The sequence below is a fragment of the Rhodococcus sp. Leaf233 genome (genome assembly GCF_001426165.1).
In the GTDB taxonomy this organism is placed as follows: Bacteria; Actinomycetota; Actinomycetes; order Mycobacteriales; family Mycobacteriaceae; genus Rhodococcoides; species Rhodococcoides fascians.
Window position 1 is genome coordinate 521,445 of sequence record NZ_LMRO01000012.1, and the last position, 25,496, is coordinate 546,940.

Here is a 25,496-nt window from a genome sequence, read left to right on the forward strand (position 1 = left end):
GAACTAGCGACTGCCGCGCCTGTCCAGGACGTGGTTGAGGATGAGGGCGGCCACAAGGATGAGGCCCGTGACGAGCATCTGAAAGAACGAGCTCAATCCCATGAGGTTGAACAGGTTTCGCAACACCGAGAGCAGCAGTACGGCTACGAAGGTTCCGAAGATGCTGCCCTTGCCGCCGAACAGACTGGTCCCGCCCAACACCACCGCTGCGATGGCGTCCAATTCGAGTCCCTGGTTGGCGGTCGGTTGCCCGATGGTCAGTCGGGCGGTCAGCAGAATGCCGGCGAAGGCGGCGAGCGAACCCGAGATCACGTACACGCTGACCAAGATCTTCTTGACCGGAAGTCCGGACAACCGCGCCGCGTCCTTGTTGCTTCCGACGGCGTAGATGTACTCGCCGTATGTTGTCTTGTTCAATACGATGCCGGCGACAATGGCCACCACGATGAAGATGATTCCGACCGTGGGGATGGGCCCGACCGAGCCGGCCCCCAGAAAGCGAAGTCCCATAGGGATTTCCGATGTTGTCGGAGTTCCGTTGGTGGTCAGGTACGTCAGTCCACGCACCGATTGGAGGGCAGCGAGAGTCACCATGAACGCCGGCAGCATCAGATAGGCGCTCAAACTTCCCACGATACCGCCGGAGACCGCTCCCGCCAGCACAGCGAGCAGCAACGCGACGGGCCAGGCGATTCCCATCCCGATGAAGATGGCCACCAGCATTCCTGCCAGTGCCGCAACACTTCCCACCGACAGATCGATGCCTGCCGTCAGAATCACCAAGGTCATTCCGATGGCCACGATTCCGGTCAACGACGACTGCTGCAGCAGATTGGCCAGATTCTGCGACGTCAAGAACTGTGGTGCCACGAGTGAGGCAACGACGAACAGCGCCGCGAAGATGAACAGAAGATTGAACTTGACGATAATGTTCTGCCGGTGCTGCTTCTGCGTCGACAGTGTTTCGGCGACGGCGACAGATGTATCAGACATTGCTTTCGATGCTTCCTGTGACGACCATTCGTGCGATATCGGCCGATGGGGTTGTGTGGGGGTCGTACTGGGCTACGTTTTTGCCTTCGTGCAGAACCCAGACTGTGTTGCAGTTTTCGGTCAGCTCCGACAGTTCACTGCTCGCCATCAGTACTCCGACTCCGGAATCGGCAAGTGCTCGAACCTGCTCGAACAGATCCGCTTTCGCACCGATGTCGAGACCCCGAGTCGGCTCGTCGAGCAGCAGTAGCGAGATACCCCGAGCCATCCATTTGGCCAGTACCACCTTCTGTTGGTTTCCGCCCGAAAGCTGCCCCACTGCTTGAGTTTCGGACGCGAACTTCACGCCCAATTTCTGCAGGGGTTCGCGGGCCACTGAAGCGGCGCGTCCGGAAGGATTGATGCCGAACAGTTTCAAGGCTGCCAATCCGGCATTGCGAACCACCGACATTTCAAGCAACAGACCCTGCTTCTTACGGTCCTCGGGAACGAGTCCGATGCCCAACCGAACTGCTCGCTGCGGATTCATCGACGTGAACTGCGTCCCGTGCAACGTCATGTCCAGTTCTGCTGAATTGTCGCCGAACACGGCGGACAGCAGCGTGGAGCGGCCCGCGCCGCCCAATCCTGCGAGACCCACGATTTCCCCTGGGCGAACAGAGATTCCTCGAATGTCGAGAACGCCGGGGATGGTGGCCTGGTCGATGCTCAAAAGCTGCCCGGAACCGGTGAACGGACCGCGAGTGGTGCCTGCAGAATCCACTGCCCGTCCGATCATCGCGTCGACCATCCGGGCCTTGGATGTACTGGCGACATCGAACACTTCTACCGTCGAACCGTCGCGCATGACCGTCGCCCGGTGTCCGATCTCCTTGATCTCGTCGAGTCGGTGCGAGATGTAGACGACCGATTTCCCTTCTGCCACCAGTTCGCGAATCACGTCGAACACCGCAGACAGATCATGATCCGTCAGTGTCGCCGACGGCTCGTCCATCACGATGATCCGCGCGGAGGTGGTCAGCGCACGCGCAATGGCGGTGAGTTGCTGGTCCGACACCGACAGCGCACCCACGGTCGCGGTGGGCGCGAACTTTCCTCCGACCCGCGCAATGGCGTCGGCGGCGGCAGCATTGCGGGCCTTGTTGTCGACGAAGATTCCTCGTGTCGGGGCATGTCCGAGGAACAGATTCTGCGCCACCGTCAGGTCGGGAACCAGATCGAGTTCCTGGTAGATCGTGCTGATTCCGGCCTTGACCCCGTCCAGGGGGCTGGAGAAGTTCATCGGCTCACCGTCGACGGTGATGGTGCCGCCGTCGGGACGGTAGGAGCCGGACAAGATCTTCATCATCGTGCTCTTGCCTGCACCGTTCTCCCCGAGCAGGCAGTGAACCTCGCCCTTGGCCACCTCGAGCGTGGCCTTGTTGCAGGCCAACGTTCCCGGGAACTCTTTAATGATGTTCTCCATACGCAGTGCTGCGTTCATAGCTTTCTCTCCAGAACTGTGCGTGCGGTCTCTTCGTCCGTGATCAGGACCGAACACAGACCGTTTCTCAATGCGCCCGCAACGACATCGACCTTGCGCAGCCCGGCTGCGACGGCCACCGAGCAACGGGCAGCTCGCAGGTCGTCGAGTGAGAGGCCCATCGTGCGAGATTCCAGGTCGGTATCGGCGAGTGTGCCGTCGGGAGTGATGTAGTGCGCCAGAACGTCACCGCAGGCACCTGCCGATTGCAGACGTTGCAGCTCGTCCGAGCTGATCGCTCCGCTCTGCACCAGAACAGAATTGGCATCGAGCGCACCCAGCGAGAACAGCAGGACATCAGCTGCACGCCCTTTGTCGAGTACCTCACGCATGAACGGCTCACTGTCCAGTGCACGCTTGGTGGACACCTGCTCCACGATCGCCGGTACCGGCAACAGGACCGCATGCCCGTGGGCACTGTGCGCGATGCTCGTCGCCACGTTGGCAGCGGTCGTCGGCTTGATCGAGCGACTGATGCTGCCGTTGATCTGAATGACTTCCACGCCGTCACTCCAGCCCGAGGGAAGCGCAGCGGCAATGTCCTGCATCGTGTTTCCCCACGACACACCGAGAGTACGAACCTGAGGTCCCCTGCCCTGCAGGTAATCGGCAGCAGCCTTCGCCACCTGTGCTCGCTGATCCGAGAGATCTGCGTGAGTCCGCACCACGATGCACTCGGTCAGGTCGAACCGCCTTGACAATTCCAACTCGAGGGTCGACTGCCGCGCCTGGGGATGAACGATCTGAATGCGGACGATTCCACACCTGCGAGCCTCGTCGAGCAATCGACCGATCTTCCATCGGGTCAGATGCAGCTGTCGACCGATGTCGTCCTGAGTTCGGTTCTGTTCGTAGTAGAGCTGTGCCACTTCGAGCAACAGCGCGTCATGTTCCTTGTCCGGCGTCGTCATCGCTTCTCCAATGCGATCACCGATCGATGCATGACGGGCTTGAGAACCGAGGTCAGCTCGACATAGCTCGCGTACGTCTGTTCGTAATGCTCGTGTAAAGCAGCGTCGGGCACCAACGTCGTTGTGCGAGGGCTGAACAGAGCCGCGCCCTCGTCCAGAGATCCGACGAGGCCGGCGGCTCGGGCGGCGATGACCGCACAGGCACGCAGCGTCAGATTGTCGCTCAGAACCATCTCGGTCTCGATTCCCAGTACGTCCGTCGTGATCTGCTGCCACAACCGATTCCTGTGCATTCCACCCGAGAACACCAGCCGATCGCACGAAATGCTCCCGCGTGCAAACGAATCGAGTACCGACTTGGTTCCACATGCAACCGCCTCAACGGCCGCTCGGTACAACTCTTCCCGGGTGGTCCCGAGCGTCAGACCGACGACTGCCCCGCGCAGCCGGGCGTCCCGATGCGGTGTTCGGTTACCCATGAAGAAGTCGAGCGCCAGCAACCCGTGGCTTCTCGGATCTACGGCAGCAGCGCCATCGATGAGAGAACCGATCTGCTCCCTCGGCACACCCATGATTCCCTCACCGACCCACTTGAGAATGGATCCACTCGTGATCTGGCCACCTTCCACCAGCCACTTGTCCTGACGGAGGGCGTGGGGGTACGGGCCCCACACTTCACCGGTGTCACACGGATCGTCGATCTCGGTGATGATCGCCGTGGAGGTACCCGAGACCAACGACACCAGGCCCTCGGGCTTGCCGCCACATGCCAGCAGGGAGACGTGTGCGTCGATGCCACCCACCCCGACGACGGCGTCAGGTGAGATTCCCAATTCTTCTGCAGCACAGACACGAACCACTCCGGCACTCGATCCGACCGGAAGGATCGTATCGGGCAGCTTTCCAGTCAGCTCCCCGACTCCGAGTGCGTCGTACAGCTCCTGCGGGAGCCTGCCGGCGACCGAGTCGTAGTTGTACTTGCAGACGGCGTTCATCTGCGACCCGACCCACCGGCCGGTCAACTTGAAGGTGATGAAGTCGATGGCCTCGACGATCCGAGCTGCTCGGTGAAAAGTATCCGGTTCGCACTGCTGCAGCCACATGGCCTTGGGAAGCAACCACTCGGTCGCATCGGACCCACCCGACCACTTCAGAATGGGATGGTCAGCTACGAACGTGGCAGTCAGATCCGATTGTGCAGAGGCTCTGGAGTCCATCCACAGGATCGCCGGGCGCAGTGCATTCCCGGCCTCGTCGACAACGGCGACAGTCGACGCTGTCGTCGACGATGCCACCGCCAGCACAGGGCCTGCAGCAACGCATTCGGGCTGCGCCAGCAACTCACGCGTAGCGCCGACACAAGCACCCCACCAGTCCGAGGGATTCTGCTCGGCCCAACCGGGCCGAGGAAAAACCGTCGGGTAGGGCCGATGAACGGAGCCGAGAGCGACTCCATCATCGGTGAATGCTCCTACCCGAGCGCCCTCGGTACCGAGATCGAGGCTCAGCAATATTCCCATGATATGTATCAGCTTTCGTTGGGCATGAAGATGACCTTGGAGCTGAAGACAGACCGGTCACCGAGCGCTTTCATCATGTCGGGCAGCTCCGAAAGCGGCAGTTGATGGGTGATCATGAACTCCCACTTCAGCGAACCGTCGGCCAATTTCTGTGCAGCGGTTTGCCATTCGGATCCGGGGAACGGAGCGGAGAACGAGTTCCACGAACCGTGCAAGCTGGTTTCCTGCCGAAGGAAGTTGTTGAACGTCTCCTTCTCCAGCGTCACCGGTGCATGCGGGATGCCGATGAACGTTGCATGCCCTTGCGGTCCGGTGAGTGCGGCTGCCAGGTCGACTGTCGAAGCGACACCGGCGGATTCGAGAACGATGTCGAATCCACGACCACCGAGTGCGCGAGCCTCGTCGGCGGACTGCACTGCATGGGTAGCACCGGCTTCGAGTGCCATCGCCGCCTTCTCGGGACTCAGATCCAGTGCCACAACCTGGCTGGCACCAGCCATTCTCGCCCACTGAATACCGAACAGGCCGATTGGGCCGGCACCGATGACCAGGACGCGATGTCCGGTCCGCAGGTTGGTCTTCCACAGTGCGTGCAGTGCGATGGCGGCGGGATCGAGCATCGCTGCCGCCCGCGGATCGATCCCGTCGGGCATCTTCATCAGATTGCCGACAGGAGATGTCACATACTGCGCATACGCTCCGTCGCAACGACTCCCGAAGTAGTCGTAGTCCTCACACAAGCCGAACTCACCTTTGAGGCAGTACTCGCATTTGTAGCACGGGATGAGAGGCGGAACAGAGACGAGGTCGCCCACCTCGAAGCCGGTCACCCCATCACCGAGAACTGCGATGTAAGCGGAGAACTCGTGCCCACAGATGATCGGCATCTTGTAGCCACCGTTGCGCAACATTCGGGGAATGTCCGACCCGCACACTCCGCACGCCGCGACCTCGAGCAAGACCTCTCCGGCCTTGGGCTCGGGTACAGCGACCTGCTCGACTCGAATATCACCTGGCGCATACATCACGGCAGCAGTCATCTGCTGGGGAACCATTATCGAACTCGACTTTCTCGAAATATGTTGAACTACAGAAGCGGATCTGAATCGAGCAGAGACGCTACTGAGCTGAGGACTCTGCGAAAGTGGTATCTCCGACGAGGGTTTCGGCGTTGGACTTGTCGACCAATGCAGTGCCCGCATCGACGAAGGACTCGACGCTGTCGCCGTTCGCGACGGCGATGGCCGTCTGTACTGCCTTTTGGCCCTCGCTGCCCGGATCGTTCGACGCCGTGGCCACGTACTGGTCTCCGTCGGCAATGGCCTTGACTGCCTCCATCAAACCGTCGACACCGAACACCTTGACGTCGGTGCGGTTGTTCTCCTGCAGAACCTGCAGTGCACCGAGAGCCATGTCATCGTTGTGCGCATATACGGCCTTGACATCCGGGTTCGCCTGCAGCAGATCCTGCATGGCGGTCACCGCCTCGGACCTGATGTAGTTCGCGTACGGACCTTCGACGATGGTGATGTTCGATGCGGCATCCGCGGCGGCGTGGAAGCCGTCGCTTCGGTCCTTCGCGACGGTTCCACCTGCGTCACCCTGGATTTCGATGACCTTGCCGCCGTCTGGGCCAAGAGTCGCAACCATGGCCTCACCGACGAGCTGACCCATTGCCTTGTTGTCACGTCCGACGAAGGACTCGGCTCCCGAGTCGATCGGACGGTCGACGGTCACGACCTTCACACCTGCTGCCTCGGCCGCAGCAAGTGCGGGGGCAATGCCTTTGGGGTCGACCGGATTGATGATGAGAACGTTGATGCCGCGAGTGATCAGGTCCTGAACGTCGTTGTTCTGCTTCGTCACATCACCGTTGGCGTCCACGTTGAGTAGTTCGTTGCCCTGCGCCTGCGCCTCGGCCGTCGCTGCATCGGTCAGCGAGACGTAGAAGGGGCTCTGCTGGGTGGCCTGACTGAACCCGATCTTGGCCTTGGCACCTTCGGGTAGAGAATTGGTTGCTGTCGAGCTGCCGTCGCCGGGGGTCGAGCATCCTGCGATGACGACGGTCGCGAGGGCAACCAGCCCGGCCGACTTCATTGTCGTGGCGAGTTTCATGGGGTCCTTCCGAAAAAGTGTGGGCCGATGTGGGGCGGGCTCAAACGTAGGCAGTGACTCGGGTCACGGTCAACACTTGAGCGTAATTATGCTCATATGAGCATTTGTCGAGATCGGAGACCCACCGGAATGCGGGATCCGACGTGCGCGTTGAGCACGTCATGACATCGAAGCCGCAGGTCACGCACTTACCCGGTGCGCAACGCCATCACTGGTGGAACGAATGGCTCGATTCCAAGCAGTCGTTTCCCGCCACCGGCAATTACGACCTGGCGGCCAATGCGCACGGGCTACTGATGGTGCACAACGAGGACACGGTGTTTCCCGGCGAAGGGTTCGACTCCCATCAGCACGAGAACATGGAGATCGTCACGTGGGTGTTGGAAGGGACGCTGAAACATACTGACTCCGAGGGTAATTCGGGGCTGATCTACCCCGGCCTCGTTCAACGCATGAGTGCCGGAACCGGAATTCGGCACACCGAGACCAATGCATCGAGCCGGTCCAGCCGAGAAAAGCTGCGCGTGGTGCAGATGTGGATCCCACCCGACACCGATGGAACCGATCCCTCCTACGAAGAGCTGGACGTGCAGGACCAGCTGGCGAGCGGCGAGCTGGTTCCGGTGGCGTCCGGCATGCCGGGTCGGGGCGGCGTTTGGATCGGCAACCGCTACGCGACGCTGCATGCCGCCCGACTCGCACCGGGGGAGTCCGTCACCGTCCCTGACGCGCCGTACGGTCACGTCTTCGTCGCCGACGGTTCCGCAGTGTTCGAGACCGTCGGAGACGTTGCCCAGGGTGACGCGGTACGACTCACCGCCACCGGAGGTCACCGTGTGACAGCATCGACGGCGAGCGAGATCTTGATCTGGGAAATGCACGCCGGCTTCGCCTGACCCAGTTCTTCTGACACAGGGAGATTCACCATGCCAACCGTTGTCACCGACGATGCCGTCTCCCTGAACTATCTCGACGAAGGCACCGGCCCGGCCGTGGTTCTCGTCGCCGGCTTCTGCGCACCGGCGACCACCTGGATGTTGCAGCAGAAAGCGTTGGTGCGAGCCGGATACCGTGTTCTGGCCCTCGATCGACGGGGTCACGGCACCTCCGATGCACCGACACACGGAGCGTCGATGGAGCGGCACGGACGCGATATCGCGAATTTCCTCTCGGAGGTGGGCGTCGACGAAGCCGTCTTGATCGGAGGTTCCATGGGGGCCAACACCATTTGGTCGTACGTCTCGCAGTTCGGCACCGACCGCGTTCGAGCCATCGTGTCGGTGGATCAGACACCGAAGATGGCGAACAGCGACGATTGGTCGAACGGCTTCTACGGTCTGACCGACAGCAATCGAACGTCGTTCTTCGACAGCGGAATACCCGACACGGGCCACGGCCGACCGCAGTGGAAGTCGGTGCCTGCACTACTGAAACTCGCGTTTGCATTGCGCGCGATGCCGAAGATGGCATCACCCGACACGGCCCCGATGAAGGCGCTACTGGCCGATCATGCGGCGCAGGACTGGCGCGCAACCATGTCCGGTACCGATAGGCCGTACCTCATAATCGCCGGACGCGACAGCCAGTTCTGGCCTGCTGCACATGCTTCCGAGTCCGCGAAGCTCAATTCGGGTGGTCGATCTGTGGTCTTGGAGAACTGCGGTCACGCTGCCAACATGGACCGGCCGAACGAGTTCAATGCGGCGATGCTGGAATTCCTCGACTCGATCGACTGAGGTTACGACTGCTCGCGCCCGTCCAGAGCCTCAGCACACGTAACAAGGCTGCGGTGCAACACTTCTCGCTCACTCTTGGACAGCGACGCAATCATGGCATTTTCCACCGCGGCGACAGCGGCCGACGCTTGCCGCAGGCGCTCCCTGCCCAGGGCCGTCACGTACAGACGCTGGTCTCGACCTACCCCCTCGATCTCCACCAGGCCGCCGCGCGTGAGCCCGGCCAGCAGTTGATGGGTTGCCTGCCTGCTGACGAATACCGCGCGCGCGAGTTCGGCGTTGGACAGTCCCGGTTTGTGCGCGAGGAGTTCGAGGCTCGAGTACTGCGAGACGGTGATATCGAGATCGCGTAGGCACTCGTCCATCGCCGAACGCAGGGCGGACGTGGCCCGCTTGAGGGCGTACCCGATCGAGGTGTCGACATCCACTTGACTCATGTCAACATCTTGACATACGTTCATCTCGTCAAGAACTTGACGAACTACCGAAAGGACACGACATGACCGTTGCAACCGTTTCCGGACCGAGCTTCCTCTCCCTCCAGGTACGTGACCTCGCCGTCAGTGCAGACTTCTACGAATCGCAGCTGGGCCTCGTCCGCGCACCCCAGGCACCACCCGGCGCAGTGGTGTTCACCACCTCACCGATACCGTTTGCCGTCCGAAACCCCGCTCCCGAAACGGATCTCGACAGTGGTCAGCCGGGACTCGGAGTTGCCCTCTGGCTGGTGTGCGACGACGCCGAAGCGCTCCACGAAAATCTCGTCGCCGCCGGCGTGACGATCGTGACCGCCCCCTTCGACGGCCCCTTCGGAAAGACCTTCGTCCTACGTGACCCCGACGGATACGCCGTCACCGTGCACAGCAGTTAGCCCCGAAGTCATCGACAAATGTGGGACCCTGAGCGCGGATGCCACCTCCGACGCGTAGGGAACACGACCATCATCGAGCGCCTGAAGAACCGCCTCATCGAGTCGGCGAACGCACCTCGAAAAGCCTCGAAACCGCCCGGGCCGATCCTGCTGGTGTTCACCACGATCGCCGCCGTCACGTGGGTATGCGTGTCCAGGAACTGGTGGCCCTCGCCCTACGGACAGTTCGCCTGGTTCGATCCGCTCCTCGCCGGCGCGTCATCGATCCTGGTGTTGCTGATCGTGGGTCTGACCTGGTCGATCCGCACCCTCCACGTCGTCGGCCAGGATCGGCGATGGTCGTGGTGGATAGTGCCCGCCCCGATCGTCGTCGGCATCGGGACGACGCTGTTGATGCTGAAGCCGTCGGCGTAGTTCCATACATGGCACCCACCGATACAGCCGAACGGAGTCCGAAAGAACTATTGCGAAATATTTCTTTCGGGCTATGGTTGTTGCATGAGCCCACCACCTCCCGGTAGGACGCCGCGCAAGCTGACAGACATGTCCGAGCTGAAAGCGCTGACGCATCCCATCCGGTTACGTCTGCTCTATGCACTCCGCGCCAACAAATCGATGACGGCAACCCAGCTCGGCGATCTGGTGGACGAGTCACCCGCCTCGGTGAGCTATCACCTGCGCAAACTCGCCGAGCACGGGTTCGTCAAGGAGGTAGAGAACGGCTCGGACAAGCGCCAACGTTGGTGGTCGGAGGCCAATGAGGAGGGCTTCAGCTGGTCCGAGAACGACTTCTCCGACTCGCCCGAGTCACTGTCGGTTGCCAAGGCGTCCAAGGACTCCTGGTTGGCGAACCAGTGGTCTCGGCTGCGTGATTTCGACCGGACTTCCGAGTCGTGGGGGCATGAGTGGGTATCGGCGGCGTTCAGCTCCGACGACGTCCTGCGGCTCACCGCCGAAGAGACGAAGGAGATGGGCACGGAGATGCGTGCCGTCATCGACAAATGGCGTCGACACGGCGAGAACGCGACCTCGGGGGAGCGTGAACACGTGATGGTGCTGATGCATGGATTCCCCACTACACCTTAGGAGTTGGCATGTATCCGTTCGATCCGCACACGTACCTCTTCTTGGCCGAGCAAGATCGCGATCGGCATGTGCTTCTGGCAGAGCGGCGCAGACTCGCTGCTGCGCAGAAGCGCCTCCGCCGAGATGAACTCCGCGTTCAGAAGGCGTGGGACGAGTTGACCGCATCGCTCGCCGATGTCTCCCTGTCCGAGCGACGGGTCCTCGAGCTGGCTCGTCGGTGACGAAAGCTGTTCAGAGGAGTTGCTTTTCCAGCCATACCTCGGCGTAGGGCTCGGCGTTGAATGCCGGCACCTCCCGATAGCCGAGCCTGGAGTACAGGCCCCGGGCCTCGACGAGGTCCGCTCGCGTGTCCAATCGTATTGTCGTACGGCGCGATTGGCGAACCGATCCTTCGACGAACTCGACGATCGACGACCCGACGCCGTTTCCACGGGCACGCGCGTCGACGAAGACCCGAGTCAGTTCTGCGATGTCGTCGGAGACGAAACGAGCACCACCGCAACCGACCAGCGTCGAGCCCAGGTATGCGACAACGAACAGACCCGAATCACCCACGAGATCGTCACTCGGCTCGTCGACCATGACTTGTCGTACTTCCTCGTCCGACGCCTCGCGGCCGTAGAAGCGTCCGACGATATCGACGTTGTAGCGAAACAGGATGTCGAGCGCCGGCTCCGAGGAGGGATGAACGACGGCGAACGTCGCCGATACAGGCACTACTTCGCGGCGGCCCGTTTGGCGAGCACCTTCGAGATCCCGAGCTGCGCAACAACGATGATGCAGCCGACGATCGCACCGATGACTGCCGACGCGAGAGTGTTGACGATCCACGCCAGCACTCCGCCGACACCCGCGACCCCGCGCACCGCGTCCTCACCGTGGTGCACCAGCTCGTAGATGGGGTGGAAGCCGAGCTCATCGATGCCCACGAGAAGGATGTGCCCACCGACCCAGAGCATGGCTGCGGTGCCGACGACCGACAGCACTGCCATCACCTTCGGCATGCCCTTGACCAGTCCGCGGCCGAACTTCTCGACGAACCCGGATGAGCCCTCGGCCAGCTTCAGACCGATGTCGTCCATCTTGACGATGAGTGCGACGACGCCGTAGACGACGATGGTGATGACCACCGCGACGACCGCCAAGATGATGAGGCGACTCCAGAAGCCCTCGCTCGCAATGGTGTCGAGAGCGATGACCATGATCTCGGCGGAGAGAATCAGGTCGGTCCGAACGGCACCGGACACCACGCTGTCCTCGTCCCGCGGCTCGTCCTCTGCCTCGGCGTGATGATCGCCGTGGCCGAACAGCGCTCCCCAGATCTTGTGCGCTGCCTCGTAGCTGAGGTAGCAGCCACCGAGCATCAGAATGGGCGTCAGCAGCCATGGGAGGAACTGACTGAGCAGCAGGGCGATCGGCAGAATGATCAGCAGCTTGTTCCGAAGCGAGCCGACAGCGATGCGCTTGATGATGGGCAATTCCCGTTCGGCCGCGAGACCGCGAACGTACTGAGGCGTCACCGCTGCGTCGTCGATCACGACACCGGCGGCCTTGGCCGTCGCTTTGCCGGTAGCGGCTCCCACGTCGTCGATCGATGCTGCCGCCAGCCGTGCCAGCGCGGCCACGTCGTCGAGCAGGGCTACCAGTCCGCCGGCCATCAGTGATCTCCGAGTGAAGACGAATGCACGATCAGGCTCCTAGGGCTGAGTACGACGCCGAAATCCGGCAATCCACGTGCTCGAACCATACCGCCAGTAGCTCGCTGCGGACCACACATCGGAGTGGGATGTATGGTTTCCTATACGTATAGCGAGCTATACCAACGAACGGAGCATTCAGGTGAGACTCAGATGGATATCGGTCGCCGCTGTCGGCCTGGCCACTGCATCGGCGACGGCACTGCTCGCCTGGCTCGTGTCACCCATCGCGCCAGGGGTTTCCGCGCTGGTGTTCGGCGTCACCGCGCTGCCCTTCGGCGCGATGCTGGGCTGGATACTGTTCGTCGCGCCGGTCACCGCCGACCAGACCTACACCTCGGGCGACAGCATCGAAAGCCATTGGACGACATCCGCGTCCAGCGGCACGGCCACCGATCTGGTGACCGTACTGGGTCTGACTCTTGCGGTGGTGTCCATCGCAAGAGTCGACCCCCCGGCCACGCTGCTGCTGACGGGCTTGCTGCTGGCGGCATTCGCATCGTTCACCGCGCGGTACGCGTTCGCGCGCTACCGGGCCCTGTCCGAGTGAAGAACGATGTTCGACGGCGCCGCACCGAGAAGCGGTGGTCTCAGAGCGAATTGGCCGAGCGAATCGACGTCACCCGACTGACGATCATCTCCATCGAGAAGGAGCGGTTCGACCCGAGCCTGCCTGTCGCCTTCCGCCTTGCCGCAGCATTCGACTGCACTATCGAGGAGTTGTTCGAGCCGGATACGAATTGACCGGACCTTACGTCACCAGGTCTTCGCTCTTCAACCACTCGTAGGCGACATCGGATGGGTCTTCGCCCTCGATGTCGACCCGCCCGTTCAACTCCTGCATCAGGTCGTCGGTCAATCGCTCGGATACGACGGCCAAAAGATCGGCGATCTCGGGATGCTGTTCGAGCACCGCGTCGCGCACCACCGCGGTCCCGCTGTAAGGCAGGAAGAAGGCCCTGTCATCCTGCAACACAGTCAGATTCAAGTTCTTGATTCTGCCGTCGGTGGTGTAGACCATGCCGAAGTTGCACGGTGAGCTGTCGGCGGTCGAGGTGTAGACGACACCCGCATCCATCCGCGTGACGTTGCCCGACGGTACGCCGTCGGGTGCGTTCAGTCCGATGCCGTAGGTGTCGAGCATCGGTCCGAAACCGTCGGAGCGAGAGAAGAACTCGTCGTCGACGCAGAACGTCCTGTCGGCCACGGGGAGCTTCGCTACATCCGACAAAGATGCGACACCCAGACGCTGTGCCGTCTCGGCCGAGGCGGCGAACGCATACGTGTCGTTGAAATTCGCGGGCGGTAGCCAATCGAGGTTGTGCTCACTCTTCTCGATGTCGCGGACGCGCTCCCACAGCTCCTGCGGATCACTGATCGTCTCGGTCTGGCTGTGGTAGTTGACCCACCCGGTACCGGTGTATTCCCAGAGGATGTCTGCGTCACCGTTGAGCTGTGCCTGTCTCGACGACGCCGACCCCGGTGCTCCGGTCAGGTCGGTGACTTTCGCGCCGGCAGCGGCAAGGTATGTGGCCGTGATCTTTCCGAGCAATACGCCCTCGGTGAAGCTCTTGCTCGTCACCACCAGCGATGCGCCGTCCAACGGGGTCGCACCGTCCGGAAGTGACGTGCTCTCGAACGTTCCCGACGAGCTGACCAACCCGCAACCGGCGAGTGCTGCCGTCAGCGCGAGAGCAGTTGCTGCCGTGGACAGTCGGCGAATCATGCCACTCCTCGTGGGGTCGCGATCAGTTCGACCACACGGCCGAGCCAGTCGATGATCAGTGCGAGCAGCGCGACGAGAACGGCACCGGAGATGAGTAACTTCGGTAGGAACAGCGTGGTACCCGTGGTGATGAGCGTGCCGAGGCTTGACGCCCCGATGAAGGTGCTCAGTGTCGCGGTGCCGACGAGAATGACCAACGCGGTACGTACGCCGTTCAGGATCACAGGCACCGCGAGCGGCAACTCCACCTGCACCAGCGTGCGGAGGCCGGAGAACCCGATTCCCCGGGCCGCTTCGATGGTCCGCTGATCGACCTGTTGGATTCCGACGATCGTATTCTGCAGAATCGGCAGTATCGCGTAGACCACCAATCCGATGACGGCGGTGCGGAACCCGGTTCCGAGCCACATCGTCAGCAACACGATCAGACCCACCGCCGGAGCGGCCTGGCCGATGTTGGCGAAGTTGACGGCCACCGGTCGGAAATTCTTCGCCCTGTCGCGAGTGAGCAGGATGCCCAACGGAATTGCGATGGCGACGACGATCACGGTCGCGGTCAACGTCAACACGATGTGGTCGACGATCGTCGTCTTCAAATTGTCCCAGCCCAGTGATGCCTGCTCGGTAGTCGTCAGCGTCGTGGAGCGGTACCACAGGATGTAACCGACCCCGAGCACGACGATGAGGAGCGGCTCGAACCACACGTCCAACGGTGCGCGTCGAAGTCGATTCATGTTGCTGCGCCCTCGGTATGGGCCGAATACGAGACGTGACCGTCACCGGAGCGAGCATCCGAGAGTTGGCCCCGAATGACGGCCATCACGGTTGCGATCGTCAGTGCGCCGGTGACGGCACCGCGGCCGTCGGTGACGAGTACGCCGCCCTGACTGGCGGCCAGCATCGTGTCCAGTGCGTCGTTGAGCGTGGACGACGGTGCGACGGTGGGCAATCGCTCGTCGACATAGTCGGTGATGCGCTCCTTGGTGGCGACTTCGTCCAGCGACGGCCAGGCGCGGGGCCGGCCGTGTTCGTCGATGACGACGATCCAGGTGGCACCCTGAGCCCGAGCACGAGCGATGACCTCCTGCGACGCATCGCCCACCTCGGCGGTGACGACCGAGTCGTGGTCGACGTCTTTGACGCGGGACAACGTCAAATGTGCCAGCGTGGCCCCGGATCCGATGAACTCCTCGACGAACGGGCTCGCGGGTTTTGCCAAGATTTCTTCCGGCGTCGCATACTGCTCGATGTGGCCGCCCTCGGACAGAATCAGTACCTTGTCACCGAGCTTCGTCGCTTCCTCGAAATCGTGGGTGACGATCACGATCGTCTTCGCCAGTTCGTGCTGGATGGCGATGAGGCTGTCCTGCAGTCGAACCCTGGTGATCGGGTCGACGGCACCGAACGGCTCGTCCATCAGCAACACCGGTGGATCGGCGGCGAGTGCTCGCGCCACACCCACTCGCTGTTGCTGTCCGCCCGACATGTCCTTGGGTAGACGATCGCGGAAGTCGGCGACGTCGAGTCCCACCAGATCCAGCAGGTAATCGGTTCGCTCGTCGATCTTCTTCGCGTCCCACCCCAGTACCCGTGGAATGGCGCCGATGTTCTTGGCGACCGACCAATGTGGGAAGAGTCCGCCGGACTGAATGACGTACCCGATCGACTGCCGCAGCTTGTCCGCATCCTCACCGGTGACGTCACGGTCGCCGATGAAGATTCGGCCCTCCGTCGGCTCGATGAGGCGGTTGATCATCTTCAGCGTGGTCGTCTTCCCGCAACCCGACGGACCGACGAACGCGACGATGTGGCCGGCCTCGATATCGAGGTCGATCTTCTGCACCGCCGCCTTGTTCTGGCCCTTGTACTGCTTGACCACACCGTCGAGGCGAATCGAGGCACCGGTGACCGTTCGCTCGCCGGTTGTGTTGTCCGTCATGACAATCCCTTCGAGATGGTGAGGCGCCCGAGAAGGACGAGCAGGCCGTCGAACACCAGGGCGATGACGACGATGAGCACTGTGCCGGTCACTGCCATCTCGACGGAATTGGTCCCGCCCAGTCTCGACAGGCCATTGAAGATGAGCGACCCGAGGCCCGGCCCGAGTACGTACGCGACGATGGCCGCGACGCCGACAACCATCTGAGTCGAGACGCGGATTCCGGTGAGAATGACCGGCCATGCCATGGGCAGTGAGACGGAGACGAGGATGCGGCTGCGCGAGAACCCGATTCCTTTCGCCGACTCGATCACGGTGTCGGGAACTCCACGCAGTCCGACGATGGCGTTGCCGATCACGGGCATGGCGGCGAAGAACGCGAGCATGATGAACGAGGGCACCACACCCAAGCCGAACGGGACGATGAGCAGCGCGAGCAACGCCAGAGACGGAATCGTCAGCGCTACTCGACTGGTCGTCAGCGTCAGTGCCGAGAAGAGAGGCAGACGATGGACTGCGATCGCGATGAGCACGGCCACGACCGTGCCCACCAGAACCGTCTGAAACGCCAGCGACGCATGTTGATAGGTCAGAAACGCGAGGGATTCACCCCGCCCCTGCAAATAGCCCCATAGATCCACGAATTCCCTCTCGCCCGGCAGATCGGACGACGAGCGTAACCCGCATTTCCCCGGGGCGTCGGGGAAATGCGGGTTCGCCAAAGGCCGTGCAGCAGAGCGATACGCGGGTTCATCTGCGCGAATACGCCCTTGCCGAGCGCCCGCACGGACTTAAAATCAGCTCGAGCAGAATCGGTTCTACTGCGTGTACGAACTCATGAAGTTGCCGAGCCGCTCGAGTGCGGTCGAGAGATCGTCCACGTTGGGCAGGGTGACGAGCCGGAAGTGGTCGGGCACATCCCAATTGAACGCTCGACCGTGACTGACCAGGATTTTCTCGGATTCGAGCAGGTCGAGGACGAACTTCTCGTCGTCGACGATGCCGAAACGGTCGGTGTCGAGCTTGGGGAACATGTACAGCGCGCCCGCAGCCTGCACACAGCTGATCCCGTCGATGGAGTTCAGCATTCGATGCGCCAGATCGCGCTGCGCGGTCAACCGACCCGTCGGCAGCAGGAGGTCCTCGATCGATTGACGGCCGCCGAGCGCCGTCTGTATTGCATGTTGTGCAGGCACATTCGCGCACATGCGCATGTTGGACAGCAACGTGATGCCCTCGATGAAGCTCGCCGCACGGCGCCGTGGACCGGTGATCGCCAGCCACCCGGCACGGAATCCACACACTCGGTAGGCCTTCGACAACCCCGAATAGGTCAGGCACAGCACATCTTTGCCGGTGAGAGTTGCGAGATTGGTCATCTCGGAACCGTCGTACACGATCTTCTCGTAGATCTCGTCGGCGAGCAGAATCAGATCGTGCTCGCGCGCGAGGTCGACGAAACGTTGCAGAACGTCGCGTGAGTACACCGCACCAGTGGGGTTGTTGGGATTGATCACGACGATGGCCCGGGTACGGGTGGTGATCTTCGATTCCAGATCCTCGAAGTCCGGAGCCCAGTCCTGAGTCTCGTCTGCCAAGTAGTGGACCGGAGTGCCTCCGGCGAGAGCCACCGAGCCCGTCCACAGCGGGTAGTCGGGGGAGGGGATCAGCACCTCGTCCTCGGGGTTGCACAGCGCCTGCATCGTCATGGTGATCAGCTCGGAGACCCCGTTGCCCAGGTAGACGTCGCCGACGTCGAGGTCGCTCAGGCCCTTGGTCTGGTAGTACTGCACCACCGCGGTGCGCGCCGAGAACAGGCCCCGCGAGTCGGAATATCCCTGCGCGGTAGGCAGATTGCGAATCATCGCCATCATGATCTCGTCGGGTGCCTCGAAACCGAACGGGGCCGGGTTACCCACGTTGAGGCGCAGGATCTTGTGCCCCTGCTCCTCGAGTTCCTCGGTCTTGTCCAGAATGCGGCCACGAATGTCGTAGCGAACATTCTCGAGCTTGCGTGCCTGATCGATCGATCGCGTCATGACGAAAGTTCCTCCTGTCGAACGGACGGCGACATCCGAGTTCGGACCGCCACTGTTGCACATACGATGACTGCTGCTCCACCCACGACCACCGGCCACGTCAGTCCCTCGTGGAGCAGGATCGCGGCCCAGCAGATCGTCAGCACCGGCTGAGCGAGCTGCACCTGGCTCACGCTCGACATCGGACCGATGGCCAACCCCCGATACCAGGCGAAGAACCCCAGGTACATGCTCACGACGGCCAGATAGGCGAACGCAGCCCACTCCGAGACACCTCCGCTCGTGGGTTGATGCCACCACGCGAACGCCGTCATCGCTCCGGTCACCGGAACAGAGACGACGAGCGCCCACGAGACCGTCTGCCACGCTCCCAGTTCACGCGCAAGCAGCCCGCCCTCCGCGTATCCCACCGCGGCCGCCACGACGGCTGCGAGGAGAAGCAGATCCGACCACCCCAGTCCGGCGACCTCGCCGCCCTGCACGGCTGCGAATCCGACAGCGACCGCAGCACCCATGGCCGCAACCAACCAGAACATCGGCCGGACGCGTTGCCGCTCGCGGACGACGGCGAAGGCCGCGGTCGCAGCCGGCAGAAGCGCGATGACGACGGCACTGTGGCCGGCGGAGGCGGTGGTCAGAGCGAACGACGTGAGCACGGGGAAACCGATGACGACCCCTGCCGCGATGACAAACAGTCGAACCCATTGCCGTCCGCGTGGCAACCGTTGCGAGGTCAGGGCCAGGGCGCCAGCAGCGAGGGCCGCGGCGACGACGGCGCGTCCGGACCCGACGAAAAGCGGCGACAGGCCACCGGTCACGGCGATCCGAGTCAGCGGCACGGTGAACGAGAACGCCGTGACACCCGCCAGTCCCCACAAGAGGCCGGCTCGGGATAGCAGTCCCGGCGCGAGCTGGGTAGCGCTACTATGCTGTGTCATGTCCGACGATAGCAGTTCCCGGATCGTGTCTGCACTGCGAACCTGGATCGCAACCGCCCCGCCCGAGGCGAAGCTGCCATCCACTCGTGCGCTGGTGGCCCAGCATTCGGCCAGCCCCGTGACGGTGCAGAAAGCAATGCGCACGCTCATTTCGCAGGGTGTCATCGAAACACGGCCTGGCGTCGGAACATTCGTCAAGACCGTGCACACGGCCCGCCCGAACGACTACGGGTGGCAGACTGCCGCGCTCGGTGCACCCGGAAACAGATTGCAACTCCCCGCCGCACTGCAGTCCACGTCGAGTGACGTGATCGCTCTGCATTCCGGTTACCCGGCCCGAGAGCTGTTGCCGGAGCGACTCGTTCACGCTGCTTTCACCCGAGCTTCACGCACCGACGCAGTGGTTGCCCGGCCACCGACCGCAGGTCTGCCCGAGCTTCGAGCTTGGTTCGCCGCGGAACTCGGCGCTTCCACCCCGCTGGGCGTCACGCCGCCCTCGGCCAGCGACGTGGTCATCATCCCGGGCAGCCAGACCGGCCTGAGCACGGCCTTTCGGGCGCTCGTCGGTGCGGGACGCCCACTTCTCATGGAATCACCGACGTACTGGGGAGCGATTCTGGCGGCAACGCAGGCAGGCGTTCGCGTGGTCCCGGTCCCCACCGGGGTCGACGGACCCGACCCGGACGCGCTGGAGCAGGCATTCGCCGAGTCCGGCGCGCGGGCGTTCTACGCTCAACCGACCTTCGCCAGCCCCACTGGAGCGCAGTGGTCTCCGGACCTGTCCGAACGTGTGCTCGACATCGTTCGACGACACGGCGCGTTCCTGATCGAGGACGACTCCGCCCACGATTTCGGGATCACCGCCGAACCCAGCCCATTGGCCGCAAGAGACGACGGCGGACATGTGGTGTACCTGCGTTCGCTGACCAAGGTCGTATCACCGTCGATTCGATTGGCAGGCTTGATCGCTCGTGGCCCGGCCCACGAACGTATCCTCGCCGACACGGGAGCCGAATCGATGTACGTCAGCGGCATCCTGCAAACCGTCGCTCTCGATGTCGTCACTCAACCCGCCTGGCGCACACACCTACGACGCCTACGCACGCAACTCGAAGCTCGTCGAGACCTATTGGCCCACAGCCTGATCGAGTTCGCTCCTCGCGGTCATCTCGATCGGATCCCCCGGGGCGGACTCAATCTGTGGATGCGCCTGCGTGACGACATCGACCTGGAAGACGTTGTGCACAAATGCAAATCGGCGGGTGTCATCGTCGGTGCGGGAGACGATTACTTCCCGGCCGAACCCACCGGCAAGTTCCTGCGGTTGAACTACGCGGGCTCGAACGCCGGTGAGTTCCCGGATGCGGCACGCACGATCGGATCGGTCATCTGAGACTGTTCGACGCTTCGACGGCGAACGTCGAGGTGCGGCCCCATACGAACCAGACCAGAGGCCCGAGAAACGGAAACGCGAGCACGACGAAGATCCACACCGCACGGCCTGCGACACTGTAATTGGGTGAGCGAAGGATGCTGACGAGCGCGGCGACGAACAGAACGACCGCGCCGAGCACCGCCACCAAGACGATGGTTCCCAGCCCGAACCCGAGTACCTGCTCGGTGGTCGAGTGTTGTTGTGAAAGTAGTACTGCGGCGTGCATGACGGTTCCTCTGCTGTGCTTGTTCTTCGCTGTTTCGTTGACGACCACAACGCTATGGACCCGAACGTTCCTGCACATCGGTCTGCACGTGTATCTCGTCGTACATCGGACGATGTAGGCCTACCGCCGGAGTCGTCGCGCAGTTACCGTGGTGCGGACGTATACGACCTGGGGGGGACTTGTGCAGACCGTCAAGAACGACTACACGACGTGGAGGGCCTTGGGGCCGTGTGGCTTACCGGCCAACGTCGGTGGGTGGTTGATCGCCACCGCGCTACGACCGTTTTCCAGACGTGACCTTATGACCGTCGCCGGCGCGTCGCGCGCAGGCCGGCACTGGCACCTCGAACCGCGCCGAGGACCACGTCCGACGATCGCCCCGTACCCGATTCCACATCGTCAGCTCACCGACCGTGCTACGCCCGTACTGACAGACAGGATCACCGGCGCAGTTGCTACCGAAGCGCGCACGAACAATCGATACCACCTGGCGCGCAGCCACTTCGAGAGGCGAGGGGACGCACTGTATCTGACGGATGTCACCACTGCTGCACCGTGGATTTCGCGAACCAACGGCGAGATACTCCACGTCCACGAGACCGAAGGATCGATGCACGTCGTCATGCAGCCCGACGATGCTCAAACCGTCATCTCCGCGGGCTGGGGTGAGCTACACCCCCTCGCCGGACGCCCTGGCCTCGGACTTCCCGAAACCTACGTCTTCCTCTACGCACCGAGAGACTCCGACGACGCAGATCGAATCGAACAGATCATCCATCGCGCAACAGCTACTTCGACGATATGACCCTGCGCTCCAGGGGGTTCGCCTTCATCGCCGGGTACATTCCTGAGCGCCACAAGGTCGCAGCCGTCGACTGCGGTCTCCTTCTCGATTCGATCTTCATCCTGGATGCGAAGTCTGCGGCGAAACCTTCTCGCGTATAGCTGGATTCGATGACATCCACGCAGTGCGGATCGAGGTCTCGAATCCGACGGCCACTGACGTCCAGGTGTGCCGCATCGTGCAGCAGGGCCGCCTCCGATCCCATCGGTGTCTCGACGTCCATGTGCCTGGCTACAGTCTCGTGGACGATCTGCGCCGTTCGGTCGTCGCCTTCGTGTCGGCGGACGAACTCTTCGGCTCTCCCGGCTCCGATCACCGCAAAACATCCAGCCACCGGGTCCTGTTCTGCGCCGAGAGCTATGTCGTGCAACAGGCACGCGACGTACAGCGCCTCCCGATCCGGCCGTAGACCGTCGATGACCGCAAACGCCGACGCGTACTGCCAGCACCGCACGCTGTGCATCAACATGGGCTCACTGAGGCACTCTCTGGCCTCCTCCAGTGCTTCCCGGCACGACCGTGAATCCGGAGCATCGACTGTGTGCCATGCGGAACCCGCCGAACGTCGCCGGGGACCGAGCACGGTACCGGGCAACATAGTGAGTTGTTCTCGCACAGCAGCTGCCATTATTCGCGCACGATGACCTGCGCTCAGCTCACCGGGTTTCATCGGGTGTTCCCTTCAGGTGGCGGAGCATATCCGCCCGCGTGATCGCGAGCATGGCGTCGAGCATGGATCGATCGACGATGCGTCGTTGATGCAGTGACACAGCACCGTTCATCGCCGCCCAGGCATTCAGAACCAGTGCACGGGGGAGGACGTCGGCACCGGCGTCCTCCACCGCACGCGTCACCGAATCGATGAGTTCACCGAGCGCAGTGTCGATCTTTTCCTTCGCCTCACCGACCGACGCGGACTCGGACTTGTCCACATCCGTCAGCGCCAGCAGCCGCAACGCCAATGGATCGTCGCGGTGAAACGCGATGTAGCGATCGAGGAACTCGGCAACGACGTGCGCAGAATCGACCGCATCGGTGGGGGCAGTCATTTGCTCAGCGTGGCTCTGGGCGGTTCGCCACGCGAGAGCAGCGTAGATGTCCACCTTGCCGGCGGGGAAGTTTGCGTAGATCGAACTCACCGCCACATCGGCTGCGGTGGCCAGCATCTCGATCGTCGTTGCCCGATATCCGTGGCGTAGGAAGAGCGAACGAGCGCCGTCGAGCACCGCAGTGTGTGTTCGACGCTTCCGCTTGTCGGTGGGGGTATCCAAGACCACAAGCTTATCGTACTCTGATTCCGATATCGGAATCCAATTACGATAGAGGGGTAGCGATGACAGCCAACGAAGTACTGACACCGGACAGCGGCAGCGCCGCGATGACCATGTTTCTCCCGCAATCACCGTTCGTGCAGCAACTGGGCATCGAGCTGGTCGACATCGACGAGGGCACAGCTCGATTGCGGCTGCCGTACCGCGACGAGCTGTCCACCGTCGGCCAGATGCTGCACGGCGGCGTGATCGCCGGCTGTATCGATATCGGGATCATGACCGCAGCATGGGCCGGATCCGCAGTGCCCCAGAAGCTTCGGGGCGTCACGGTCTCCATGTCTGTGCAGTTCATGGAACCGGTATATGCCGAGGGCGTCGATATAGTCGGTACTCGGATACACGCGGGTCGGAGCCTGAAGACGTGTCGAGTCGACATCGTCGGGACCGAATCCGGCCGCCTCGTCGCAACCGGCACGGGAACCTACAAAGTCGGCTGAACTCTGGGCAGAGACCGCAGAACATGTGACGATCGATGAATGACACTCGATGACATCGTGAATCTGGTCGGCAGCTTCGACGGCACGTTGGCGCAGCTGCCTCGGGAGGGTGATGGGACTCCGGAACTCGCATGGGGCGATGTGTTCTTCTACTACTCGCCGGACGGAACTGTTCCGTCGTCCACCCAGCCGTTCGCGACCATCGTGACGAAGAACTATCCGGGTGACGAGTTGTCCCGGCTGGACCGGCCCGACGCGTTCCGTGTCAATGTCATTGCCGGAAAGCAGGAATTCGAACGGCTACTGGGAGTGCCCCCACGCGAAGCAGCCCACGCACCGCAGGCCGATACCGACGACACCCTTGCTGCCCACCCTCAGTACGGCACTGCGGGCTGGTTGTCGGTGGTCAACCCGTCTTCTCAGACCGAATCGCAGATCGGGGAACTCCTCGAATCTGCGTACAGCGTCACCAAGGACAGGTACGAGCGCCGCCGACACTGATCACTCGAAGAAGTCGTCCATCGATCGGGACAGTCCTTCGATGTCGAGGCCGTTGGCTCGGTAGTGTTGGGCCACCGTTCCGTACTTCCTACGCTCTCCAGGCTCCACCCCGATCCCCAGTACGCGATGCCGTATGTCTGCCATCGCTCGATCAATCTGCGGCACAGAGGTTCCCGCAAGATAGGGCTCGACGATCATGATGTCCGGCGCAGTCAGCGTTTCGCGAAGAGTCGTACCGTCGAAGGGCCTGATCGTCGACGCGTGCAGCACGGTGACGTCACGTCCACGGGCCGCGGCCAGGACCCGGTCCGTCATCGGACCGACCGAGATCACAGTGCCCGAATTACCCTGTTGCAGAACGGTCATCGAACCTCCGGGTCGACCGTACGAGTGATCGTTCGAGACGCCGTCAAGCCTGATGTAAACGCGGTCGTCGGATGCAGCGGCACCGCGCAGCATCCATTCGACCTCGTCGACGTGCCCGGGCGCGTGCACCGTCCACCCGTCCAGGGTGTCCAGCAGTGCGACATCGCGTTGGCCGAAGTGCGTCTCACCGCCTTGCGGCCACCCGTAGGAGCCGCCCGAGCTGACCAGGATCGCGCCGACATCCTGATGTCCCAGATCGAGTTTCACCTGCTCGAAGGGTCGCTCGATCAGAAACGGTGGAAAGGTGTGCACGATCGGACGCATTCCGGCGAGCGACATACCGCCTGCGACACCGATCATCGCCTGCTCTCGAATACCCACGTTGACCACACGCGATCGGATGTCAGGAGTGAGGTGCGGTTCGAGATAGGCGGCGCCGATCTCGGCCAGTACCAGCACGACTCGCTCGTCCTGCACCAACAACTCCGGCAGCAGTCGGTAGAAGGACTCGCGTTGATCCGCGGTCCTCTTCATCGTCGACGTCATTCAGTTCTCCTTCTTCTCCACGTGGGCGACCACCACGTGAGGTCGGTCGCCGTGATCGACGCGAAACGCCCGCCGGAGCGCACTGTGGTCCCTCCCGTCGACGTCGGAGGTCGACCACCCCTCGACGGCGAAGCGCGACGCGATGCCGCCGGGCCAACCCAGACCAGCCGAATCGTTGTCGATCACCACGGTCGTCAGGTTGGCCAGCTGCGATCGGCCGGCGAATTGGATGGCTTCCATGTTGCTGCCCTCGTCGAGCTCGGCGTCACCGATCAGTACGAACACCTGAGCCTGGCTTCGCTGAATCTGCAGCGCCACAGCAGTTCCGGCTGCCAGCGCCAGACCATGACCGAGTGATCCCGATCCGATGTCGACCCCGGGAATCAGCGTGCGGTCCGGATGATTGCCCAGCGGTGAGTGGTAGCTGCCGAACGACGCAAGCTCGTTCGGCGTCAGAAAGCCCCGTGCAGCGAGCACTGCGTAGTACGCCATCGGGCCGTGCCCCTTGGAGAGGTAGAACCTGTCGCGATCGGGATCGTCGGGCTGCGCCGCGTCGAGACGAAGAATGTCGGAGTACAGCACCCACAGCACGTCCAGCGTGGATGTGGCGCTCGCACCGTGCTTTTCGTCGTCGGTCATCAGCGTCATGAGTTGAGGCAACTCTTCGAAAGTCATCTGCATGGGACCACCCTGCAACCTCGAGTGCACTCGAGGTCA

At 62.5% G+C, this 25,496-nt stretch carries 32 protein-coding genes; 12 read left to right on the forward strand and 20 right to left on the reverse strand.

Features of this window, described 5'->3' with window-relative positions:
* Positions 1 to 3 precede the first annotated feature (3 nt).
* The 6 genes from ASH04_RS22175 to ASH04_RS22200 all read right to left on the reverse strand — a co-directional run bounded on the left by ASH04_RS22175 (position 4) and on the right by ASH04_RS22200 (position 7,061).
* Positions 4 to 993 (reverse strand): ABC transporter permease, encoded by a 990-nt coding sequence (locus tag ASH04_RS22175; RefSeq protein WP_032385190.1) that lies wholly within the window; start codon positions 991 to 993, stop codon positions 4 to 6.
* Positions 986 to 2,476: a sugar ABC transporter ATP-binding protein gene (locus tag ASH04_RS22180; protein ID WP_057474552.1), complete on the reverse strand. Its 1,491-nt coding sequence runs from the start codon at positions 2,474 to 2,476 to the stop codon at positions 986 to 988. Before ASH04_RS22180 ends, ASH04_RS22175 begins: the two co-directional genes overlap by 8 nt.
* Complete coding sequence (locus ASH04_RS22185) at positions 2,473 to 3,426, reverse strand: sugar-binding transcriptional regulator (protein ID WP_032385192.1); 954 nt, start codon at positions 3,424 to 3,426, stop codon at positions 2,473 to 2,475. The genes ASH04_RS22180 and ASH04_RS22185 overlap by 4 nt, the downstream gene beginning before the upstream one ends.
* A complete protein-coding gene (locus ASH04_RS22190) occupies positions 3,423 to 4,946 on the reverse strand; it encodes an FGGY-family carbohydrate kinase (RefSeq protein WP_057474553.1) in 1,524 nt (507 codons plus the stop codon). Before ASH04_RS22190 ends, ASH04_RS22185 begins: the two co-directional genes overlap by 4 nt.
* Before the next feature lie 8 nt (positions 4,947 to 4,954).
* Entirely contained in the window at positions 4,955 to 5,986 is a 1,032-nt protein-coding gene (locus ASH04_RS22195) for a galactitol-1-phosphate 5-dehydrogenase (protein ID WP_082519393.1), read from the reverse strand.
* 79 nt (positions 5,987 to 6,065) lie between these two features.
* Positions 6,066 to 7,061: a substrate-binding domain-containing protein gene (locus ASH04_RS22200; RefSeq protein WP_230591037.1), complete on the reverse strand. Its 996-nt coding sequence runs from the start codon at positions 7,059 to 7,061 to the stop codon at positions 6,066 to 6,068.
* Between the two features lie 161 nt (positions 7,062 to 7,222).
* Between ASH04_RS22200 and ASH04_RS22205 the strand changes: the two genes are divergently transcribed.
* Both ASH04_RS22205 and ASH04_RS22210 read left to right on the forward strand, forming a co-directional pair.
* A complete protein-coding gene (locus ASH04_RS22205; RefSeq protein WP_057474555.1) occupies positions 7,223 to 7,957 on the forward strand; it encodes a pirin family protein in 735 nt (244 codons plus the stop codon).
* A 30-nt stretch (positions 7,958 to 7,987) separates the two neighbouring features.
* Positions 7,988 to 8,797 (forward strand): alpha/beta fold hydrolase, encoded by an 810-nt coding sequence (locus ASH04_RS22210; protein WP_057474556.1) that lies wholly within the window; start codon positions 7,988 to 7,990, stop codon positions 8,795 to 8,797.
* Positions 8,798 to 8,799: 2 nt separating this feature from the next.
* On the opposite strand, the gene ASH04_RS22215 is transcribed toward ASH04_RS22210, so the two are convergent.
* The gene (locus ASH04_RS22215; protein WP_057474649.1) at positions 8,800 to 9,234 is read right to left on the reverse strand and encodes a MarR family winged helix-turn-helix transcriptional regulator; all 435 of its coding nucleotides are present in this window, start codon (positions 9,232 to 9,234) and stop codon (positions 8,800 to 8,802) included.
* Positions 9,235 to 9,296: 62 nt separating this feature from the next.
* Here ASH04_RS22215 and ASH04_RS22220 point away from each other — a divergent pair, with 62 nt between their 5' ends.
* The 4 genes from ASH04_RS22220 (at position 9,297) to ASH04_RS22235 (ending at position 10,975) form a co-directional block, all read left to right on the forward strand.
* On the forward strand, positions 9,297 to 9,668 hold the full coding sequence (locus tag ASH04_RS22220) for a VOC family protein (protein WP_032367695.1): 372 nt from the start codon (positions 9,297 to 9,299) through the stop codon (positions 9,666 to 9,668).
* An 18-nt stretch (positions 9,669 to 9,686) separates the two neighbouring features.
* On the forward strand, positions 9,687 to 10,082 hold the full coding sequence (locus ASH04_RS22225) for a hypothetical protein (RefSeq protein ID WP_057474557.1): 396 nt from the start codon (positions 9,687 to 9,689) through the stop codon (positions 10,080 to 10,082).
* Between the two features lie 84 nt (positions 10,083 to 10,166).
* On the forward strand, positions 10,167 to 10,754 hold the full coding sequence (locus tag ASH04_RS22230; protein ID WP_235580067.1) for an ArsR/SmtB family transcription factor: 588 nt from the start codon (positions 10,167 to 10,169) through the stop codon (positions 10,752 to 10,754).
* Positions 10,755 to 10,762: 8 nt separating this feature from the next.
* Positions 10,763 to 10,975: a hypothetical protein gene (locus ASH04_RS22235; protein WP_027495104.1), complete on the forward strand. Its 213-nt coding sequence runs from the start codon at positions 10,763 to 10,765 to the stop codon at positions 10,973 to 10,975.
* A gap of 10 nt (positions 10,976 to 10,985) precedes the next feature.
* On the opposite strand, the gene ASH04_RS22240 is transcribed toward ASH04_RS22235, so the two are convergent.
* Together ASH04_RS22240 and ASH04_RS22245 are read right to left on the reverse strand one after the other, a co-directional pair.
* Positions 10,986 to 11,471 carry a GNAT family N-acetyltransferase gene (locus tag ASH04_RS22240; RefSeq protein ID WP_082519379.1) on the reverse strand — a complete coding sequence of 162 codons (486 nt, stop codon included), beginning with the start codon at positions 11,469 to 11,471 and terminating at the stop codon, positions 10,986 to 10,988.
* Positions 11,471 to 12,412, reverse strand: coding sequence for a DUF808 domain-containing protein (locus ASH04_RS22245; RefSeq protein ID WP_032367693.1), 942 nt, complete (start codon positions 12,410 to 12,412; stop codon positions 11,471 to 11,473). The genes ASH04_RS22240 and ASH04_RS22245 overlap by 1 nt, the downstream gene beginning before the upstream one ends.
* A gap of 181 nt (positions 12,413 to 12,593) precedes the next feature.
* Between ASH04_RS22245 and ASH04_RS22250 the strand changes: the two genes are divergently transcribed.
* Positions 12,594 to 13,001: a hypothetical protein gene (locus tag ASH04_RS22250; protein ID WP_094621841.1), complete on the forward strand. Its 408-nt coding sequence runs from the start codon at positions 12,594 to 12,596 to the stop codon at positions 12,999 to 13,001.
* Positions 12,998 to 13,195, forward strand: coding sequence for a helix-turn-helix transcriptional regulator (locus tag ASH04_RS22255; protein WP_032373454.1), 198 nt, complete (start codon positions 12,998 to 13,000; stop codon positions 13,193 to 13,195). Before ASH04_RS22250 ends, ASH04_RS22255 begins: the two co-directional genes overlap by 4 nt.
* A 7-nt stretch (positions 13,196 to 13,202) precedes the next feature.
* Here the strand turns inward: ASH04_RS22255 and ASH04_RS22260 are convergent, their stop codons facing one another.
* From ASH04_RS22260 to ASH04_RS22285, 6 genes are all read right to left on the reverse strand, one after another.
* A complete protein-coding gene (locus ASH04_RS22260; protein WP_032373453.1) occupies positions 13,203 to 14,177 on the reverse strand; it encodes a glycine betaine ABC transporter substrate-binding protein in 975 nt (324 codons plus the stop codon).
* A complete protein-coding gene (locus ASH04_RS22265) occupies positions 14,174 to 14,911 on the reverse strand; it encodes an ABC transporter permease (protein ID WP_179274294.1) in 738 nt (245 codons plus the stop codon). The genes ASH04_RS22260 and ASH04_RS22265 overlap by 4 nt, the downstream gene beginning before the upstream one ends.
* Positions 14,908 to 16,116, reverse strand: coding sequence for an ATP-binding cassette domain-containing protein (locus ASH04_RS22270; protein WP_032367689.1), 1,209 nt, complete (start codon positions 16,114 to 16,116; stop codon positions 14,908 to 14,910). Before ASH04_RS22270 ends, ASH04_RS22265 begins: the two co-directional genes overlap by 4 nt.
* Positions 16,113 to 16,757: an ABC transporter permease gene (locus tag ASH04_RS22275; RefSeq protein ID WP_032367688.1), complete on the reverse strand. Its 645-nt coding sequence runs from the start codon at positions 16,755 to 16,757 to the stop codon at positions 16,113 to 16,115. The genes ASH04_RS22270 and ASH04_RS22275 overlap by 4 nt, the downstream gene beginning before the upstream one ends.
* Positions 16,758 to 16,934: 177 nt before the next feature.
* A complete protein-coding gene (locus ASH04_RS22280; RefSeq protein ID WP_032392587.1) occupies positions 16,935 to 18,155 on the reverse strand; it encodes a pyridoxal phosphate-dependent aminotransferase in 1,221 nt (406 codons plus the stop codon).
* Positions 18,152 to 19,093 carry a DMT family transporter gene (locus ASH04_RS22285; RefSeq protein ID WP_057474559.1) on the reverse strand — a complete coding sequence of 314 codons (942 nt, stop codon included), beginning with the start codon at positions 19,091 to 19,093 and terminating at the stop codon, positions 18,152 to 18,154. Before ASH04_RS22285 ends, ASH04_RS22280 begins: the two co-directional genes overlap by 4 nt.
* Between ASH04_RS22285 and ASH04_RS22290 the strand changes: the two genes are divergently transcribed.
* On the forward strand, positions 19,092 to 20,486 hold the full coding sequence (locus ASH04_RS22290) for an aminotransferase-like domain-containing protein (protein ID WP_057474560.1): 1,395 nt from the start codon (positions 19,092 to 19,094) through the stop codon (positions 20,484 to 20,486). The genes ASH04_RS22285 and ASH04_RS22290 overlap by 2 nt on opposite strands.
* Here the strand turns inward: ASH04_RS22290 and ASH04_RS22295 are convergent.
* Positions 20,479 to 20,754, reverse strand: coding sequence for a PLD nuclease N-terminal domain-containing protein (locus tag ASH04_RS22295; RefSeq protein WP_027495096.1), 276 nt, complete (start codon positions 20,752 to 20,754; stop codon positions 20,479 to 20,481). The two genes, ASH04_RS22290 and ASH04_RS22295, sit on opposite strands and share 8 nt — an antisense overlap.
* 301 nt (positions 20,755 to 21,055) lie before the next feature.
* On the opposite strand from ASH04_RS22295, the gene ASH04_RS22300 reads away from it, so the two are divergent.
* Complete coding sequence (locus tag ASH04_RS22300; RefSeq protein ID WP_057474561.1) at positions 21,056 to 21,559, forward strand: luciferase domain-containing protein; 504 nt, start codon at positions 21,056 to 21,058, stop codon at positions 21,557 to 21,559.
* Here ASH04_RS22300 and ASH04_RS26305 read toward each other — a convergent pair.
* Positions 21,543 to 22,067 (reverse strand): HD domain-containing protein, encoded by a 525-nt coding sequence (locus tag ASH04_RS26305; protein WP_162247563.1) that lies wholly within the window; start codon positions 22,065 to 22,067, stop codon positions 21,543 to 21,545. The two genes, ASH04_RS22300 and ASH04_RS26305, sit on opposite strands and share 17 nt — an antisense overlap.
* 187 nt (positions 22,068 to 22,254) lie before the next feature.
* A complete protein-coding gene (locus tag ASH04_RS22310; protein ID WP_048318918.1) occupies positions 22,255 to 22,875 on the reverse strand; it encodes a TetR/AcrR family transcriptional regulator in 621 nt (206 codons plus the stop codon).
* Between the two features lie 56 nt (positions 22,876 to 22,931).
* On the opposite strand from ASH04_RS22310, the gene ASH04_RS22315 reads away from it, so the two are divergent.
* Both ASH04_RS22315 and ASH04_RS22320 read left to right on the forward strand, forming a co-directional pair.
* Positions 22,932 to 23,366 carry a PaaI family thioesterase gene (locus ASH04_RS22315; protein WP_045841571.1) on the forward strand — a complete coding sequence of 145 codons (435 nt, stop codon included), beginning with the start codon at positions 22,932 to 22,934 and terminating at the stop codon, positions 23,364 to 23,366.
* A 39-nt stretch (positions 23,367 to 23,405) separates the two neighbouring features.
* Positions 23,406 to 23,867, forward strand: coding sequence for a DUF6194 family protein (locus ASH04_RS22320; RefSeq protein ID WP_032370017.1), 462 nt, complete (start codon positions 23,406 to 23,408; stop codon positions 23,865 to 23,867).
* Here ASH04_RS22320 and ASH04_RS22325 read toward each other — a convergent pair whose 3' ends face one another.
* Together ASH04_RS22325 and ASH04_RS22330 are read right to left on the reverse strand one after the other, a co-directional pair.
* Positions 23,868 to 24,779, reverse strand: coding sequence for a transketolase family protein (locus ASH04_RS22325; RefSeq protein WP_057474562.1), 912 nt, complete (start codon positions 24,777 to 24,779; stop codon positions 23,868 to 23,870).
* The gene (locus ASH04_RS22330) at positions 24,780 to 25,460 is read right to left on the reverse strand and encodes a thiamine pyrophosphate-dependent enzyme (protein ID WP_057474563.1); all 681 of its coding nucleotides are present in this window, start codon (positions 25,458 to 25,460) and stop codon (positions 24,780 to 24,782) included. It lies immediately after the preceding gene.
* Between the last annotated feature and the right edge of the window lie 36 nt (positions 25,461 to 25,496).